Annotated in this window: 17 protein-coding genes; 8 read left to right on the top strand and 9 right to left on the bottom strand. The window is 54.6% G+C overall.

The window, feature by feature from the left end; all coding sequences use genetic code 11:
• Positions 1-161: 161 nt before the first annotated feature.
• The 5 genes from rseC to rseD are packed head-to-tail and all read right to left on the bottom strand — an operon-like array spanning position 162 to position 2,904.
• Positions 162-638, bottom strand: a complete 477-nt coding sequence (rseC, locus tag ADJ24_RS19575; protein WP_023308850.1) for a SoxR-reducing system protein RseC — start codon at positions 636-638, stop codon at positions 162-164.
• Complete coding sequence (gene rseB, locus ADJ24_RS19570) at positions 635-1,588, bottom strand: sigma-E factor regulatory protein RseB (protein ID WP_023308851.1); 954 nt, start codon at positions 1,586-1,588, stop codon at positions 635-637. Before rseB ends, rseC begins: the two co-directional genes overlap by 4 nt.
• Positions 1,588-2,238, bottom strand: a complete 651-nt coding sequence (gene rseA / locus ADJ24_RS19565) for an anti-sigma-E factor RseA (RefSeq protein WP_008502186.1) — start codon at positions 2,236-2,238, stop codon at positions 1,588-1,590. Before rseA ends, rseB begins: the two co-directional genes overlap by 1 nt.
• A 31-nt stretch (positions 2,239-2,269) precedes the next feature.
• On the bottom strand, positions 2,270-2,845 hold the full coding sequence (gene rpoE, locus ADJ24_RS19560) for an RNA polymerase sigma factor RpoE (RefSeq protein ID WP_006176728.1): 576 nt from the start codon (positions 2,843-2,845) through the stop codon (positions 2,270-2,272).
• Positions 2,842-2,904: a rpoE leader peptide RseD gene (gene rseD, locus ADJ24_RS25630; protein WP_229255512.1), complete on the bottom strand. Its 63-nt coding sequence runs from the start codon at positions 2,902-2,904 to the stop codon at positions 2,842-2,844. Before rseD ends, rpoE begins: the two co-directional genes overlap by 4 nt.
• A gap of 363 nt (positions 2,905-3,267) precedes the next feature.
• Between rseD and nadB the strand changes: the two genes are divergently transcribed.
• Positions 3,268-4,887 (top strand): L-aspartate oxidase, encoded by a 1,620-nt coding sequence (nadB, locus tag ADJ24_RS19555; protein ID WP_023308852.1) that lies wholly within the window; start codon positions 3,268-3,270, stop codon positions 4,885-4,887.
• On the opposite strand, the gene trmN is transcribed toward nadB, so the two are convergent.
• Entirely contained in the window at positions 4,872-5,609 is a 738-nt protein-coding gene (trmN, locus tag ADJ24_RS19550; RefSeq protein WP_023308853.1) for a tRNA(1)(Val) (adenine(37)-N(6))-methyltransferase TrmN, read from the bottom strand. The two genes, nadB and trmN, sit on opposite strands and share 16 nt — an antisense overlap.
• 132 nt (positions 5,610-5,741) lie before the next feature.
• Here trmN and srmB point away from each other — a divergent pair, with 132 nt between their 5' ends.
• The gene (gene srmB, locus ADJ24_RS19545; RefSeq protein ID WP_023308854.1) at positions 5,742-7,070 is read left to right on the top strand and encodes an ATP-dependent RNA helicase SrmB; all 1,329 of its coding nucleotides are present in this window, start codon (positions 5,742-5,744) and stop codon (positions 7,068-7,070) included.
• Positions 7,071-7,120: 50 nt separating this feature from the next.
• Here srmB and grcA read toward each other — a convergent pair whose 3' ends face one another.
• Positions 7,121-7,504, bottom strand: a complete 384-nt coding sequence (grcA, locus tag ADJ24_RS19540) for an autonomous glycyl radical cofactor GrcA (RefSeq protein ID WP_023308855.1) — start codon at positions 7,502-7,504, stop codon at positions 7,121-7,123.
• Positions 7,505-7,818: 314 nt separating this feature from the next.
• Here grcA and ung point away from each other — a divergent pair, with 314 nt between their 5' ends.
• Positions 7,819-8,508 (top strand): uracil-DNA glycosylase, encoded by a 690-nt coding sequence (ung, locus tag ADJ24_RS19535; protein WP_023308856.1) that lies wholly within the window; start codon positions 7,819-7,821, stop codon positions 8,506-8,508.
• Between the two features lie 48 nt (positions 8,509-8,556).
• On the opposite strand, the gene ADJ24_RS19530 is transcribed toward ung, so the two are convergent.
• Positions 8,557-9,687, bottom strand: a complete 1,131-nt coding sequence (locus ADJ24_RS19530; protein WP_023308857.1) for a tRNA/rRNA methyltransferase — start codon at positions 9,685-9,687, stop codon at positions 8,557-8,559.
• A gap of 204 nt (positions 9,688-9,891) precedes the next feature.
• Between ADJ24_RS19530 and trxC the strand changes: the two genes are divergently transcribed.
• The 5 genes from trxC (at position 9,892) to ADJ24_RS19505 (ending at position 15,613) form a co-directional block, all read left to right on the top strand.
• A complete protein-coding gene (gene trxC / locus ADJ24_RS19525) occupies positions 9,892-10,311 on the top strand; it encodes a thioredoxin TrxC (protein ID WP_023308858.1) in 420 nt (139 codons plus the stop codon).
• Between the two features lie 69 nt (positions 10,312-10,380).
• Complete coding sequence (locus ADJ24_RS19520) at positions 10,381-11,079, top strand: tRNA-uridine aminocarboxypropyltransferase (RefSeq protein ID WP_023308859.1); 699 nt, start codon at positions 10,381-10,383, stop codon at positions 11,077-11,079.
• 35 nt (positions 11,080-11,114) lie between these two features.
• Entirely contained in the window at positions 11,115-13,778 is a 2,664-nt protein-coding gene (locus ADJ24_RS19515) for a bifunctional acetate--CoA ligase family protein/GNAT family N-acetyltransferase (RefSeq protein WP_023308860.1), read from the top strand.
• 110 nt (positions 13,779-13,888) lie between these two features.
• Complete coding sequence (gene pssA / locus ADJ24_RS19510; RefSeq protein ID WP_023308861.1) at positions 13,889-15,244, top strand: CDP-diacylglycerol--serine O-phosphatidyltransferase; 1,356 nt, start codon at positions 13,889-13,891, stop codon at positions 15,242-15,244.
• A gap of 45 nt (positions 15,245-15,289) precedes the next feature.
• Positions 15,290-15,613 carry a YfiM family lipoprotein gene (locus ADJ24_RS19505; RefSeq protein WP_023308862.1) on the top strand — a complete coding sequence of 108 codons (324 nt, stop codon included), beginning with the start codon at positions 15,290-15,292 and terminating at the stop codon, positions 15,611-15,613.
• On the opposite strand, the gene ADJ24_RS19500 is transcribed toward ADJ24_RS19505, so the two are convergent.
• Positions 15,610-16,905 carry an MFS transporter gene (locus tag ADJ24_RS19500; RefSeq protein ID WP_023308863.1) on the bottom strand — a complete coding sequence of 432 codons (1,296 nt, stop codon included), beginning with the start codon at positions 16,903-16,905 and terminating at the stop codon, positions 15,610-15,612. The two genes, ADJ24_RS19505 and ADJ24_RS19500, sit on opposite strands and share 4 nt — an antisense overlap.
• Positions 16,906-17,159 lie beyond the last annotated feature (254 nt).

Genomic DNA, 17,159 nt, shown 5'->3' with positions numbered 1-17,159 from the left:
AATTCCTGGAGGCCGCTGTTCTTAGCCTGACGTTTTTCAGTGCGAAAACGCAGCATTCTACACTACATCCTCGCTACCTGGAAATGCACTTAGAGACTGGTATAGCGTGAAGAAAGGACGTTTTCTGTTTTAGGGTGTAAAAAAAGATAAAGCCCGATGGATCACCGGGCCTCAGAAGAGAGCGTTTCAACACGAAGCTGGTCTGGCGCCAGCCCAACGCTGAGAATGACAGGCTGCCACTCCTCGCGCGCGGCGAGCGTCGGAGAGAGCCCTTTTGCAAGCCAGAATCCCCCCACGCCACCCAATGCGGCACCGCACATAGCGGCCACATCGGTACCAAACAGCATCTGAAACAGGCCGCCCATGATAAACAGGCCGACCAGCGGAGAGAGATACACAAGCATAGCGGAGCTGAGCAGGCTGCCTTCCGCGATGCCCAGTTCCACCTTCTGCCCCGCCATCAGCGGCTGTTCGCTTGGCACAGAAATCGTGTGCGATGTTTGCGGCCCGAGCTTATTCAGCACGCGGCTGCCGCAGCCGGCGCGGGATGCGCAGCTATTACATGAGGCTTTAACATCGCAGCTCACCAGCGCAATGCCGTTCTGCCATGAGACAACCGTCGCCCACTCTTTGATCATTGTGCAGCCCTGAATTTAATGCTGTCGGAGATGCGCTTCGCCGTCTGCGGAGGGAGTTCTCCCACAATGGTGATTTCTGCATTATCGCGTACCGTTGTACTCACCGTACGGCGCCCGGTACGCAGCATTTGTTCAGCGCTATTTGCCGTTGCGCGATTAATATTCACCGAGAAGCTGAACAAACCATCCGAATAGAGGCGCGATTCTACCGGCGTTTCAATCGTTGGCAGCTGACGTCGGCTGCTGGACACTTCGCTAAACCCTTGCGGGATCCAGGCAGGTACCCAGTTGAAATTAACGGAATCCCCGGCAGGAACAGAAAGCAGCGGCGGCAGGCTGGCCTTAGCCAGATTCTGCATGCTGTTGCCAACCTGATTGTTCACGCTGAAGGAGATAACCCGGAACTGTTCCAGCGTTTCACCGTCACGATCGAGCAGGTCAACACGCATGGGGAGTTTGGTTTCGGCATCAATCCAGACGATATAGCTGTAGCGCGTTCCGTCCCGGGCAACAACGCGAATTACCTCGCACAGTCTGTCCGCGATACGGGTACGCCCTACCGAAATAAAATCGTAGTAAGGGGCAAGCCGTTTAAAGTCGGTGTAAATGAGTGACGGCAGGGAATCAACGATATAGTCGCCATTCAGCGTGAAAGGCTCCAGGCCTGGCTCGAAATAGCTGATTTCGTTACCACGCTGGACAACTTCCCGACGCGGGCCATCCATCTGTAAAAGCTGGGCGAGCGGCTGGTTATCAAGACGGGCATGGCGATAGCGTAACGACTCGACGCCCTGCTTATTGATGCTGATAAATGCCAACTCGTAATTGAGTGACTGGCTGGCCAGATTCATTTGCTGCAACAACGCCCCGGATGATACATCAGCCGAGGCGTTGGCAGAGAAGAACAGGCTACCCGCCATCAGAGACATGGCGAACCAAAGTTGCTTCATTACTGCGATTGCGTTCCTAAAGTTTGGTTTCCGGGCACCTGCACAGCAGCTTGCTGTGTCTGCGCCTGCTCAAACTGAAGCTGTTCAGAGTGCAGACGACGCTGCAACTCATAATCCTGCAACATCGCATTAATGCGACGGCGCTGCTCCTGAACCTGCTGTTGCTGGCCGCCGCTGGCGGAAGCATCAGCCGGTACGCCCAGGCTTACCGGGCTAGCTTTGCCCATCATCGGCAGTGTGTTAAACACTGGCGCTTCTGGCTGCTGATTAGTTTCAGACTGAGTATTATAGTGCTGGACGCCAACAATAACTGCAAGCGATACGCATGCAGCCACACCCATTTGGGTAAGCTGGCTGGCCCACGGGCGCACCTTTTGCCAGAATGGCATTTTCTGCCACTGGTGAGGCGCGGGTTGAGCTTCAGGAATCAGCGGAGTGGTCTGATGAACAGGCTCATTCTCGATCGCCGCCATGACGCGGGCTGAGATATCGAAATGGAGAACCTCACCGGTGTCACCGCGAAGGGTGTCACGGATGAGATGGTAACTCTCCCAGGTCTCTTGCATTTCGGGTGAATGAGACAGCTCGTTGAGCAGCTCACTATCCACCGTTTCACCATCCATTAAAGCGGAAAGTTTTTCTTTCTGCATGCCTAATACCTTTTCCAGTATCCCGCTATCGTCAACGCCTGATAAGCGGTTGAACTTTATTATCAATAGCTTCTCGCGCACGGAAAATTCGTGAACGTACCGTGCCGACCGGACAATCCATGATAGCGGCTATCTCTTCATAGCTCAGACCATCCAGCTCCCGTAACGTAATTGCCATACGTAAATCTTCCGGGAGCGACTCGATCGTGCGAAAAACGATTTGTCTCAGTTCTTCTGACAACATTAAGTTCTCAGGGTTCGAAATTTCTTTCAATGCGCCGCCACTTTCGAAGTTTTCGGCGTCGATTGCGTCCACATCACTTGAAGGCGGACGACGGCCCTGAGCGACCAGATAATTCTTTGCCGTATTGACCGCAATACGGTACAGCCAGGTATAAAAAGCACTATCTCCCCGGAAAGAATCCAGCGCGCGATAGGCCTTAATAAAAGACTCTTGCACCACATCAGGCACATCGCCTGACGGTACATAGCGGGAAACCAGGCTCGCCACCTTATGCTGGTAGCGGACCACCAGTAGGTTAAAGGCTTTCTGATCTCCCTTCTGGACCCGTTCAACCAGGACCTGGTCCGTTAACTGCTCGCTCATCCGAGGTAATGTCTCCCCAAACCTAAATTCCACGCGTTATCGAAACGCCACTCTAAAATACCGCACTTTGAGCAAGCACCAATTAGAGTGTCTGATCTTCAATAAGTTCCGTAACGCCTTTGTTTTTGTTCATCGCGCCGCAGACCGTTCATTTTCTCTCATTATAAGTCTGTTCACGATACGCACCACTTTCTGACAAGAAACATCTTTTTCCCGCCAGAAGAGTAACGCAACACAGGCTTTATTTCACCACAAAATCTGACGCTAACGATCTGCTTCGCAAAATAATTTCACTCATTTACCCTCCATTTACCTCCGCTTACGCGTTTAGCCATTGCGACAGCCTCTAAAAAAATACGTGCGACATATCGCATTCAGGTGCTATTCTGCCCCAACACTGTTTAGTAAATTAAACAACAATCATGAACACAACACCTGAACTCCATTGTGATGTACTGATTATCGGCAGCGGCGCTGCCGGTCTCTCTCTGGCGCTGCGCCTGGCCGAGCATCAAAACGTAATCGTTCTGAGTAAAGGACCGATAAGTGAAGGTTCCACGTTTTATGCCCAGGGTGGCATTGCCGCCGTGTTTGATGAGACAGACAGCATTGCGTCTCACGTCGAAGATACGCTCATTGCCGGAGCAGGGATCGTGGATGCACACGCCGCAGAGTTTGTCGCCAGCAATGCCCGTCACTGCGTTCAGTGGCTCATCGACCAGGGCGTCTTGTTCGATACTCAGGTTCAACCCAACGGTGAAGAGAGCTACCACCTGACTCGCGAAGGCGGCCATAGCCACCGCCGCATCCTGCACGCAGCGGATGCCACCGGCAAAGAAGTAGAAACCACGCTGGTCAGCAAAGCGCTGAGCCATCCTAATATTCGGGTTCTCGAGCGAAGTAATGCCGTTGACCTGATCATTTCTGACAAGATTGGCCTGCCCGGCACGCGTCGCGTGGTGGGCGCCTGGGTCTGGAACCGCAATAAAGAGAAGGTGGAGACCTGTCAGGCGAAGGCTGTGGTGCTGGCAACGGGCGGCGCCTCCAAGGTGTATCAGTACACCACGAACCCGGACATTGCCTCCGGAGACGGTATCGCGATGGCCTGGCGCGCTGGCTGCCGGGTGGCGAACCTCGAATTTAATCAGTTTCACCCCACCGCCCTGTTCCATCCCCAGGCGCGCAACTTCCTGCTGACGGAAGCCCTGCGCGGTGAAGGCGCTTATCTGAAACGCCCTGACGGCTCCCGCTTTATGCCCGACTTTGACGCCCGGGGTGAACTGGCCCCGCGTGACATCGTTGCCCGCGCCATCGATCATGAAATGAAGCGTCTTGGCGTGGACTGCATGTATCTCGATATCAGCCATAAGCCAGCAGCGTTCATTCGCCAGCATTTCCCAATGATTTACGAGAAGCTGCTCAACCTTGGCATTGATTTAACGCGCGACCCGGTGCCCATTGTGCCAGCGGCCCACTATACCTGCGGTGGCGTGATGGTTGACGATCATGGACGTACTGACGTAGACGGTCTGTATGCTATCGGTGAGGTCAGCTATACCGGACTTCACGGCGCGAACCGTATGGCCTCTAACTCGCTGCTTGAGTGTCTGGTGTACGGCTGGTCGGCGGCGGAAGATATCACAAAGCGCATGCCTTACGCCCGCGAGACAGAGCACCTGCCAGCCTGGGATGAAAGCCGGGTGGATAATCCGGACGAGCTGGTCGTGATCCAGCATAACTGGCATGAGCTACGGCTATTTATGTGGGACTACGTGGGGATTGTGCGCACCACGAAACGTCTGGAACGCGCCTTGCGCCGCATCACCATGCTGCAGCAGGAAATTGATGAGTATTATGCCAACTTCCGCGTATCCAATAACCTGCTGGAGCTGCGCAATCTGGTGCAGGTGGCCGAGCTGATTGTCCGCTGCGCGATGATGCGTAAAGAGAGCCGCGGGCTGCACTATACCCTGGACTACCCGGATCAGCTTGCTGAGTCCGGCCCGTCGATACTCGCCCCGCAGGTTTACATAAACAGATAAAACGCCTGGGTCAGAGCAGTGTAATCTTCGGAATAACGCTGGTCTGGCCCACGGATCACCATCCGGTCATTAAAGCATTCACCCTCTTTTGGCGAGAGCGCCAGCAGCACGCGGTGCGGCAGTCGTCCTTCCGTATCCGAAATATCGGTACGCAGACGTAACGTCCAGCCGATCTCCTGCGCGATGCCGATAAACGTGTTGCCGGTACTCTCAGGCAGGACCACACAGAAAAAACCTTCTTCGGAGATGAGTTCTGCCGCACTGGTGAGCAGCGCTTTATGATCGAGGGAGCCGGTATAACGCGCCTGTTCACGCTCGGGGGTCCCGCACTCAACGCCGGGTTCGTAGTAGGGAGGGTTGCTGACGATCAGATCGTAACGCGCGGTTTGTTCAGGCGCCCAGGCGAGCACATCTGCGCATTCCACTTTCATTCGGGCTGCCCAGGGAGATTCGGCCATATTGTCACTCGCCTGCTCTGCGGCCTGCGCATCCAGTTCGACGGCATCAATGATGACATGTTCTTCCGTACGCTGCGCCAGCATCAGCGCCACCAGCCCGCTACCGGTACCGATATCAAGAATACGCTTAACACCTGCGACAGGCGCCCACGCTCCCAGTAAAATACCGTCTGTACCGACCTTCATGGCACAGCGATCGTGAGCGACAAAAAACTGTTTAAACGTAAAACCATCGCGGCGCAGCTGCGCTTTGAGTTGAGACATGTCAGGGCAACCTTCTAAGTGAAACTGGAGTAGCATAGGGGAAAGCGAAGTGGCCGAAAAGCGATATCCATACAAACAGATGAAGATTACAGCCGTAACGTCTATAATCAGCGCCCCACACAGAGGTAGAACATGACTGTAACGACTTTTTCCGAACTTGAACTCGATGAAAGCCTGCTCAATGCACTTGAGAGCAAAGGCTTTACACGCCCGACCGCCATTCAGGCAGCGGCCATTCCGCCTGCGCTTGAGGGCCGCGATGTGCTCGGTTCTGCGCCAACCGGCACGGGGAAGACAGCAGCCTATTTGCTGCCTGTGTTGCAGCATCTGCTCGACTTTCCGCGTAAAAAATCTGGCCCGCCGCGTATTTTGATCCTGACGCCTACGCGCGAACTGGCAATGCAGGTTGCCGATCACGCGCGTGAACTCGCGGCAAATACTCATCTGGATATCGCCACCATCACCGGCGGCGTTGCGTACATGAACCACGCCGAAGTGTTCAGCGAAAACCAGGACATCGTCGTTGCGACGACGGGCCGCCTGCTGCAGTACATTAAAGAAGAGAACTTCGACTGCCGCGCGGTTGAAACGCTGATCCTCGACGAAGCCGACCGCATGCTGGACATGGGCTTCGCTCAGGATATCGAGCACATTGCTGGCGAGACGCGATGGCGTAACCAGACGATGCTGTTCTCTGCCACCCTCGAAGGGGAAGCGATCAAAGACTTCGCAGAGCGTCTGCTGGAAGATCCGGTGGAAGTCTCGGCAACGCCGTCCACCCGTGAGCGTAAGAAGATCCACCAGTGGTACTACCGCGCGGATAACCTTGAGCACAAGGTCGAATTGCTGAAACACCTGCTCAAACAGGAAGATGCTCTGCGCACAATCGTATTTGTGCGCAAGCGCGAGCGCGTGCACGAGCTGGCTGAAATGCTCCGTAACGCCGGGATCAACAACTGTTATCTTGAAGGCGAGATGGCGCAGATCAAGCGTACCGAAGGGATTAAGCGTCTGACCGATGGCCGCGTTAACGTGCTGGTTGCCACAGACGTTGCCGCTCGCGGGATCGACATCCCTGACGTCAGCCACGTTATTAACTTCGATATGCCGCGCAGCGGCGATACCTACCTGCACCGTATTGGTCGTACCGGCCGCGCGGGCCGCAAAGGCATTGCGATTTCACTGGTCGAAGCGCATGACTACCTGCTGCTGCAGAAAATTGGCCGCTATGTTGACGAGCCGCTGAAAGCACGCGTGATTGACGAACTCCGCCCGACCACGCGTGCGCCGAGTGAAAAGATGACGGGTAAACCGTCCAAGAAAGCGCTCGCAAAACGTGCTGAGAGAAAAGAGAAAGAAAAAGAGAAACCGCGCGTGAAGCAGCGCCACCGCGATACCAAAAATATTGGTAAGCGCCGTAAGCCAAGCTCTGCCGCACCAGAGACGAAAACTGAAGAGTAAAAAAAAGCCGGGGAAATCCCCGGCTTTTTTATTCCCCCCTGCTGAAGCCGTTACAGGCTTTCAGTAAAGGTACGGGCGATAACGTCGCGCTGCTGTTCTGGAGTCAGTGAGTTAAAGCGAACCGCATAGCCAGACACGCGGATGGTCAGCTGTGGGTATTTTTCTGGGTGCTCAACGGCATCCATCAGCGTTTCGCGGCGCAGCACGTTAACGTTCAGATGCTGACCCCCTTCCACGCGCACTTCCGGCTGCACTTCCATAGGAACTTCACGGTACTCGATTTCGCCCAGTTTGTTTACCGGTACGATTTCATCTTCAGTAAAACCCGCTTTCGCAACGACGCAGCGCGCTTCGTTCTTCTCGCTATCCAGCAGCCAGAAAGAATTGAGCAGATCGTCATTTGCAGCTTTAGTAATCTGGATACCTGTAATCATGTGTTGCCTCCCTTAGGCTACATTAACTGGTGTCGGCCTCTTGCGGCCAATTGGTAAAACCATTGTTTCTTGTGTGTATATATAACATTCACACCCCGGTGATTTATTGATTTAAATCAACAAAAACACCAACCACATAAAGAGTGTGGTTTGAATTTATTGTTTCAGATCAATTTCACAGTTTTACCAATTCAACTTACCCTGCATCTTTTCAAAATAAATTTAGCCACTTAGCACGTATTTCAGCGCGTAATTTTGCTCACCGGAGTGAAACAGGTAAGCTAGTCAGAGATTGAGATTCGCAGGAGAGCGAGATGACGACACCTTTAACCTGGCATGACGTGCTGGCAGAAGAAAAGCAGCAGCCTTATTTTATCAATACGCTCAGCACCGTTGCCGCTGAGCGTCAGTCCGGACAGACGATTTACCCGCCGCAGAAAGACGTGTTCAACGCCTTTCGCTACACCGAACTGAGCGATGTGAAAGTGGTCATTCTGGGTCAGGATCCCTATCACGGCCCCGGGCAGGCGCATGGGCTGGCGTTTTCCGTTCGTCCGGGCGTGGCTATACCCCCTTCTCTGCTCAACATGTATAAAGAGCTTGAAGCAACGGTGCCCGGTTTTACCCGGCCAAACCACGGTTACCTGGAAAGCTGGGCGCGCCAGGGCGTGCTGTTGCTGAATACGGTGCTTACCGTACGGGCGGGTCAGGCGCACTCGCACGCCAGTCTGGGCTGGGAGACGTTTACCGATAAAGTCATCAGCCTTATCAACGAGCATCGTGAAGGGGTGGTGTTTTTACTCTGGGGTTCTCACGCGCAGAAGAAAGGGGCGATTATTGACCGTCAGCGTCATCACGTGCTGAAAGCACCGCACCCGTCACCGCTTTCTGCGCATCGCGGTTTCTTTGGCAGTAATCATTTTGTTCTGGCGAATGAATGGCTGGAAAAACGTGGCGAAAAGCCAATTGACTGGATGCCTGTATTACCGGCAGAGAGCGAGTAGTTTGAGTTTGTATGCCCGGTTCACCGGGCATACAAAAAGCACAATGGATTATGCCTTATTCTGGCGCCACCATTCGGCCAGCAGTACGCCGGTCGCAACGGATACGTTCAGACTTTCCACATTGCCTGTTCCGTCGATAGAGACGCTCAGATCCGCACTGGAGAGCGCCGCGTCAGACAGACCATCACGTTCCTGACCCAGCACCAGCACCATTTTGCGCGGCAGCGTCGCTTTAAACAGCGGCGTACCGGCATGGCTCGAGGTGGTCACGATGGAATAACCTGCTTTACGGAACTGCTCGAGGGCGTCCAGAACGCTGTCGCCGGTGATCGGCTGTACGTGCTCGGCTCCGCCTTCCGCAGTACGGATCGCGGCGCCGGATTCCAGCAGCGCGGCATCCTGCAACAGCACGCCTTTCACGCCAAAGTGCGCGCAGCTGCGCATCATTGCGCCCAGGTTGTGCGGGTTGCCCACATCTTCCAGCGCCAGCACGCAGTCATCGGCATCCGCCTGGCTGACCCACTGCTGCACGGTCGTGCCGTTACGCTTTTTGATCAGGAAGCAGACGCCGCCGTGGTGTTCAGTGCCGGACGCTTTGGTCAGCTCGGCATCATCAACCACGTGGTAGGCTTTACGGTTCGCGGCCATCCAGCGCAGCGCTTCTTTGAAGCGCGGGGTCACGCTCTGGATAAACCAGGCGCGGACGATACACTCAGGACGGCTCTGGAACAGCGCCTGGCAGGCGTTTTCACCATACACGCGAGTCTCTTCCGCACGCTGACGGCGCAGCACTTCCGGGTCGATAAAGCTTTTCCCGCTGATACCGCCGTGATCGGCTTTTTCCGGCGTCTCATCGCCAGGGGCGCGAGAAACGGTGCGCCACGGGGAGGCGTTATCACGTGAGAAGTCATCCCGCGGACGGTCATCGCGTGGACGGTCACTGCGCGGGCGGTCGGAACGCGGACGGTCATCGCGTTTGCGATCGTCACGTTTGCGGTCATCACCTCGGTTATTTCTGTCATCGCGGGCGGGGCGACGGCCACCGTCTGCACGAGAAGACGCCGGACGCCCGCCACCTTTTCCGGTACGCGGATTTTGGGTGCGTTTATCAGAGTCATCATCACTGCGGACATACATCACTTTGACCTTGCCGCTTTTGTTTTTCATTTCGTCGTTCATGCTTTTCTCCACCAGCGCTGCGCGAAGCGCGCAGATTACCCGATGTGCCAGCGCATAGCCATAATTTCGTACAAAAGCCTGTGACTATTGTTCTCATTGAATAAAACGCATTGTTGTTTCAAACAGGCTCATTGATAATATGTAACATATTAGAAACATTATCGGCGTTGTGCCGCTGTCCCACGGCTCTATCAGAGGTTAGTTATGAATACCGTATGTGCCAACTGTCAGGCTCTTAATCGCATTCCGGACGATCGGATGGAAGATGGTGCGAAATGCGGACGTTGTGGCCATGAATTATTTGATGGCGATGTCATTAACGCGACGGGTGCTACGCTGGACAAACTCCTCAAGGACGATCTTCCTGTCGTGATCGATTTCTGGGCGCCATGGTGCGGCCCATGCCGTAGCTTCGCGCCGATTTTCGAAGATGTGGCCGAAGAGCGCAGCGGAAAAATGCGGTTCGTTAAGGTCAATACCGAAGCCGAACCCGAACTGAGCGCCCGTTTTCGTATTCGCAGCATACCGACCATTATGATTTTTAAAAATGGTGAAGTAATCGATATGCTCAACGGCGCGGTTCCAAAAGCGCCTTTTGAAAGCTGGTTAAACGAGTCTCTGTAACATTCTCGGGGCACGTCTTGTGCCCCGCTCCCGCCTCTGCGAAAATAGCGTTTTTCCTGCATTTCGCCCATGACTGATAACGCCGTTCTTAAATTACGCGCCGAACGCCTTGCGCGCGCCACCCGACCGTTCCTCGCCCGAGGCAACCGTATTCGCCGCTGTCAGCGCTGCCTGCTGCCGCTGAAGGTTTGTCTGTGCGAGACGCTGGCACCGAGTACGGCACAAAGCCGTTTTTGTCTGGTCATGTTCGATACCGAGCCGATGAAACCCAGCAATACGGGGCGTCTTATCGCCGATATTCTGCCGGATACCGCCGCGTTTCAGTGGTCCCGTACGGAGCCACCTCAGGCCCTGCTGGACCTGGTGGCCAGCCAGGACTATCAGCCGATGGTCGTTTTCCCCGCGTCTTATGCAGGCGTGGGGCGCCAGGTGCTTTCAGCGCCGCCATCCGGTAAACCGCCGCTGTTTATCATGCTGGACGGCACCTGGACCGAAGCGCGAAAAATGTTTCGCAAAAGCCCCTATCTCGACGCGCTGCCGCTGATTTCTGTAGATCTTTCCCGCGTCTCCGCCTACCGCCTGCGTGAAGCGCATGCTGACGGGCAATACTGCACCGCCGAAGTGGCAATTGCGCTTCTGGATTTAGCGGGAGATACCGCTGCGGCTGGGGCTCTGGGCAACCATTTCTCATGCTTCCGGGAGCGCTATCTGGCGGGAAAAACCGTTCATAAGGGCAGCGTCACAGCGCCCGAGCCAGAAAGCGTTTAAAATCATCAGGTCGCTTGCATTCACAGGAGGCCTGCATGAGCCAGCGAGGGTTAGAAGCGCTACTTCGTCCTAAATCCATTGCCGTTATCGGCGCATCAATGAAACCGGATCGTGCTGGCTATCTGATGATGCGCAATCTGCTGGCCGGGGGATTTAATGGCCCCGTCATGCCCGTCACACCGGCGTATAAGGCGGTTCAGGGAGTGCTTGCATGGCCTGATGTACAGAGCCTGCCTTTCGTGCCGGATCTGGCCGTACTGTGTACAAATGCGAAACGGAATCCGGAGCTGCTGGAATCGCTCGGCAAGAAAGGGTGTAAAACCTGCATTATTCTCTCGTCTCCGCCTGAACAGAAAGCCGAGCTTCTGGCCTGCGCCAGCCGCTATCAAATGCGCATTCTTGGGCCAAACAGTCTCGGCCTGCTCGCCCCCTGGCAGGGCTTAAATGCCAGCTTCTCTCCGGTTCCGATCCGCAAAGGCAAGCTCGCGTTTATCTCGCAGTCGGCTGCGGTATCGAACACCATCCTCGACTGGGCGCAGCAGCGTGAAATGGGATTCTCCTACTTCATTGCCCTGGGCGACAGCCTGGATATCGACGTTGATGAGCTACTGGATTTTCTGACGCGTGACGGCAAAACCAGTGCGATCCTGCTTTATCTTGAGCACCTCAGCGACGCGCGTCGTTTTGTCTCGGCTTCGCGAAGCGCTTCGCGCAATAAGCCGATCCTGGTGATCAAAAGCGGACGCAGCCCTGCGGCACAGCGTCTGCTGCATTCTCATTCCGGCATGGATCCCGCCTGGGACGCCGCCATTCAGCGCGCGGGGTTGCTGCGGGTACAGGATACGCACGAGCTTTTTTCCGCCGTTGAGACGTTAAGCCATATGCGCCCGTTGCGCGGTGAGAAGCTAATGATTGTCAGTAACGGTGCGGCCCCTGCCGCGCTCGCGCTGGACGAGCTGTGGCGGCGCTTCGGCAAGCTGGCAACGCCGAGTGAAGAGACGCTGCAGCGCCTGAAAGAAGCGCTTCCGACCAGCGTGACGCCCGGCAATCCGCTTGATTTACGCGATGACGCCAGCAGCGACCGCTATATCAGGGCGATATCCATTTTGCTGGATAGCCAGGATTTCGATGCGCTGATGATTATCCACTCCCCCAGCGCGGTCGCGCCGGGCAGTGAAAGCGCGCGCGCGCTTATTGATGCCGTGCGCAACCATCCACGCGGTAAATACGTTACCCTGCTCACCAACTGGTGCGGCGAGTTTTCCTCTCAGGAGGCGCGGCGCTTGTTCAGCGAGGCCGGGCTGCCAACCTACCGCACGCCGGAAGGCACCATCACCGCATTTATGCATATGGTGGAATATCGCCGCAACCAGAAACAGCTGCGTGAGACGCCGGCTTTGCCGGGGAATCTGACGGCGAACACCGTCGACGTTCACCGGCTGTTGCAGCAGGCCATTGAAGAAGGCGCGACCTCGCTTGATACCCATGAGGTCCAGCCCATTCTGGGCAGCTACGGGATGCAAACCCTGCCGACCTGGATCGCCAGCGACAGCGCAGAGGCCGTGTATATAGCCGAACAGATTGGCTATCCGGTGGCCCTGAAGCTCCGCTCCCCGGATATCCCGCATAAGTCTGATGTTCAGGGGGTTATGTTATACCTGCGTACGGCGACTGAGGTGCAGCAGGCAGCTGATGCTATTTTCGACCGGGTAAAAATGGCCTGGCCGCAGGCAAGGATCCACGGATTGCTGGTGCAAAGCATGGCCAACCGTGCAGGAGCCCAGGAATTACGGGTGGTGGTTGAACACGATCCCGTCTTCGGACCGCTCATCATGCTGGGGGAAGGTGGCGTTGAGTGGCGCCCGGAGGAGCAGGCCGCGGTGGCGTTACCGCCGCTGAACATGAACCTGGCGCGGTATCTGATCATCCAGGCGATCAAAAGTAAAAAGATCCGTGGCCGGAGTGCGCTGCGCCCGCTTGATATTGCCGGGTTAAGCCAGTTCCTGGTGCAGGTCTCTAACCTGATTGTGGATTGTGCCGAAATCCAGCGGCTGGACATTCATCCACTGCTCGCCTCCGGCAATGAGTTCACGGCGCTGGACGTGACCCTGGATATCGCGCCATTCGAAGGAGACAGAGAGAGCCGTCTGGCAATCCGCCCGTATCCCCTGCAGCTGGAGGAGTGGGTTGAGATGAAGAATGGGGAACGCGCCTTGTTCCGCCCTATCCTGCCGGAAGATGAGCCCCAGCTGCGGGCCTTTATCTCTCAGGTCACGAAAGAGGACCTTTATTATCGCTATTTTAGCGAAATCAACGAATTTACCCACGATGATTTAGCCAATATGACCCAGATCGACTACGATCGAGAAATGGCGTTTGTTGCCGTTCGTCGCTCCGATAAGGGGGATGAGATCCTCGGCGTCACGCGTGCGATTTCTGACCCGGATAACGTCGATGCGGAGTTTGCGGTGCTGGTGCGCTCCGATCTTAAAGGCCTGGGTCTGGGAAGACGGCTGCTGGAAAAACTCATCGGTTATACGCGAGATCACGGATTGTTACGCCTTAATGGCATTACTATGCCTAACAATCGCGGTATGGTGACCCTGGCGCGAAAACTTGGGTTTGACGTTGATATTCAGCTGGACGAAGGTATTGTGGCCTTGTCCCTCAGTCTGAGATCAGCAGACAAACGCGAGTAAGCTACTGGAAATGTTACCCACTTTGGACGGGACTGGTGGTATCATTGTCCGCTTATGTTGTTTGCATGGTACAGACAACCCTTCAATGAACAGAGAAGAAACGCACTGTGATGTTGTCAAAATTTAAGCGTAATAAACATCAACAACACCTTGCTCAACTACCGAAGATTTCTCAGTCAGTTGATGATGTAGAGTTCTTTTACGCTCCCGCTCATTTTCGGGAGACGCTTCTGGAAAAGATTGCCAGCGCCACGCGACGCATTTGCATTGTGGCGCTGTATCTTGAACAGGATGAAGGCGGGCGCGGGATCCTGAACGCGCTCTATGAAGCCAAACGTCAGCGACCAGAACTTGATGTTCGCGTGCTGGTAGACTGGCATCGCGCTCAGCGTGGCCGTATTGGCGCTGCCGCCTCAAACACTAATGCCGACTGGTATTGCCGTACGGCGCAGGAAAATCCTGGCGTTGATGTGCCTGTTTATGGCGTCCCGGTAAATACCCGTGAAGCGCTCGGCGTCCTTCATTTCAAGGGGTTCATCATTGATGACAGCGTGCTGTACAGCGGTGCAAGTCTGAATGATGTTTACCTTCATCAGCTCGATAAATATCGCTACGACCGCTACCATCTGATCCGTAATCCGCAGATGGCCGATATCATGTTTAACTGGGTTGATAAAAATCTGGTCCATGGCCGTGGTGTTAATCGCCTTGACGATCCCGAGCGTCCTAAAAGCCCGGAAATCAAAAACGATGTTCGCGCCTTCCGTCAGGAGCTGCGTGATGCGGTCTATCATTTTCAGGGCGATGCGAACAACGAAGAGTTATCCGTTACCCCGCTGGTAGGGCTCGGCAAATCAAGCCTGCTTAACAAAACGATCTTCCATCTGATGCCGTGTGCAGAGCAGAAACTCACCATCTGTACGCCGTACTTCAACCTTCCTGCCGTGCTGGTGCGTAATATCATTCAGCTGCTGCGCGACGGTAAAAAAGTGGAAATCATCGTTGGCGATAAAACTGCAAACGACTTCTTCATTCCTGAAGATCAGCCGTTCAAAATCATCGGTGCGCTGCCTTATCTCTACGAGATTAACCTGCGCCGTTTCCTGAGCCGTTTACAGTATTACGTAAACACTGACCAGCTGGTTGTGCGTCTCTGGAAAGATGAAGACAACACTTACCATCTGAAAGGAATGTGGGTCGACGATGAGTGGATGCTGCTGACCGGTAACAACCTGAACCCACGCGCGTGGCGACTGGATCTGGAAAACGCTATCCTAATCCATGACCCGCAGCATGAGTTAGCCGCAAAACGTGAACGTGAGCTGGAGCTGATTCGCACACATACCACTGTGGTGAATCATTACCGCGAACTGCAGAGCATTGCCGATTACCCGGTGAAAGTCCGCAAGCTTATCCGCCGCTTGCGTCGTATTCGTATCGACCGACTTATCAGCCGTATTCTGTAATGTCCAGGCCCTGCCACACGCAGGGCTTTTTTATGGAGCCCGTTGATGCGTATTCCTCTGTTACTGAGCGTCCTCTTTCTGAGCGGCTGTAGCCATATGGCCAACGATAGCTGGTCAGGACAGGATAAAGCCCAGCATTTCCTCGCTTCCGCGATGTTGTCTGCAGCCGGTAATGAATATGCGCAGCATCAGGGATACAGCCGGGATCGCAGTGCGGCAATTGGGTTGATGTTCTCAGTCAGTCTTGGAGCATCAAAAGAACTGTGGGATAGCCGCCCCGCAGGGAGCGGCTGGAGCTGGAAAGATTTCGCCTGGGATGTCGCCGGCGCAATGACCGGCTATGCCGTGTGGCAGATGGCGCGCTATTAAAGTCGAATGCCTTTCCCTTTGCGATGCAGCACCAGGGAAACAACAAAGGCCAGTGCGCCCATTATCGTTACGTACCAGAAGAATGTCGTTTCACTTCCCCATGATTTAAGCGATAACGCAACGTACTCCGCCGATCCGCCAAACAACGCATTAGCTACCGCATAAGAGAGCCCTACCCCTAAAGCACGTACCTGCGCCGGGAACATTTCGGCTTTCAGTATTCCGCTAATAGAGGTATAGAAACTGACAATCACCATCGCCAGCATCACCAGCGCAAACGCGGCATACGGCGAAGTCACGTGCTGAAGGGCAGACAGAATAGGTACGGTACATAACGCCGACAGCCCGCCAAAAATCAGCATCGACGTTCGTCGACCGATTTTATCCGAGAGCGCACCGACAATAGGTTGTATGAGCATAAAGATAAACAGCGCCACGGTCATGACTACGCTGGCAACGTTTGCGTGCATGCCGGTGGTGTTCACAAGGTACTTTTGCATATAGGTGGTGAACGTGTAGAAACTAAGAGAGCCGCCCGCAGTAAAGCCCAGTACCATAAGGAAAGCTTTGCGGTTACGCCATAACCCTTTGAATGTTCCAGCCTCCTTCAGCGTTCTGACTTCCTTCTGAGAGGTTTCATCTAACTGACGGCGTAGCCAAAGTGCGACAACCGCCAGTACTGCGCCCATCGCGAAAGGAATTCGCCATCCCCAGGCGTGAAGTTGTTCGTCCGTCAGGATTTGCTGCAGGATCACCACCACAAGAATGGCCAGCAGTTGACCACCAATCAGCGTGACATACTGGAATGAGGCGTAAAAACCTTTACGGCCTTCCAGTGCAATCTCACTCATGTAGGTCGCACTGGTACCGTATTCTCCGCCCACCGATAATCCCTGAAATAAGCGGGCCAGTAAAAGTAGCGCCGGTGCCCAGGTACCAATCGATTCATATCCCGGTAAGCAGGCGATCACCAGAGAACCAAAGCACATCATGCACACCGAGATCAGCATAGAAGTCTTACGGCCACGACGATCCGCAATACGACCGAACAACCAGCCCCCGATGGGCCGCATTAAAAACCCTGCGGCAAAAACCCCCGCCGTTTGTAGCAGCTGCGTTGTGGTGTTGCCGGATGGGAAAAAAATATGTGCGAAGTAGAGTGAACAGAATGAGTAGACGTAAAAGTCGAACCATTCAACCAGATTCCCTGAAGAGGCGCTGACTATTGCCCATACCCTTCTTCGGGTATCACTGTTAGCCAGCGTCCCGTTTGATGTAATGCTTTCTGTCATTGTGATTATACTCCTGCCATAAACAGCGGCGTATTGAGCCAGGAGACTCAATTACCTCGTAAATAAAATGTTATAATTTTGTTATAAATAACATTGCGACAGGGATCACACATTCCATTAGCAGGATAAGGGATTAAGAGGAAGGCCAGAGAGGATAAGCACAAAGCAAAAAACCCCGCACCTTACGGTGCGGGGTTCTTCTAATTGATGCCTGGCAGTTCCCTACTCTCACATGGGGAGACCCCACACTACCA

It is taken from the genome of Enterobacter sp. 940_PEND, assembly GCF_001059415.1.
GTDB classification, from domain to species: domain Bacteria; phylum Pseudomonadota; class Gammaproteobacteria; order Enterobacterales; family Enterobacteriaceae; genus Enterobacter; species Enterobacter cloacae_M.
Note: the sequence above shows the minus strand (reverse complement) of the source record. Positions and strands in the feature narration are given on the sequence as shown.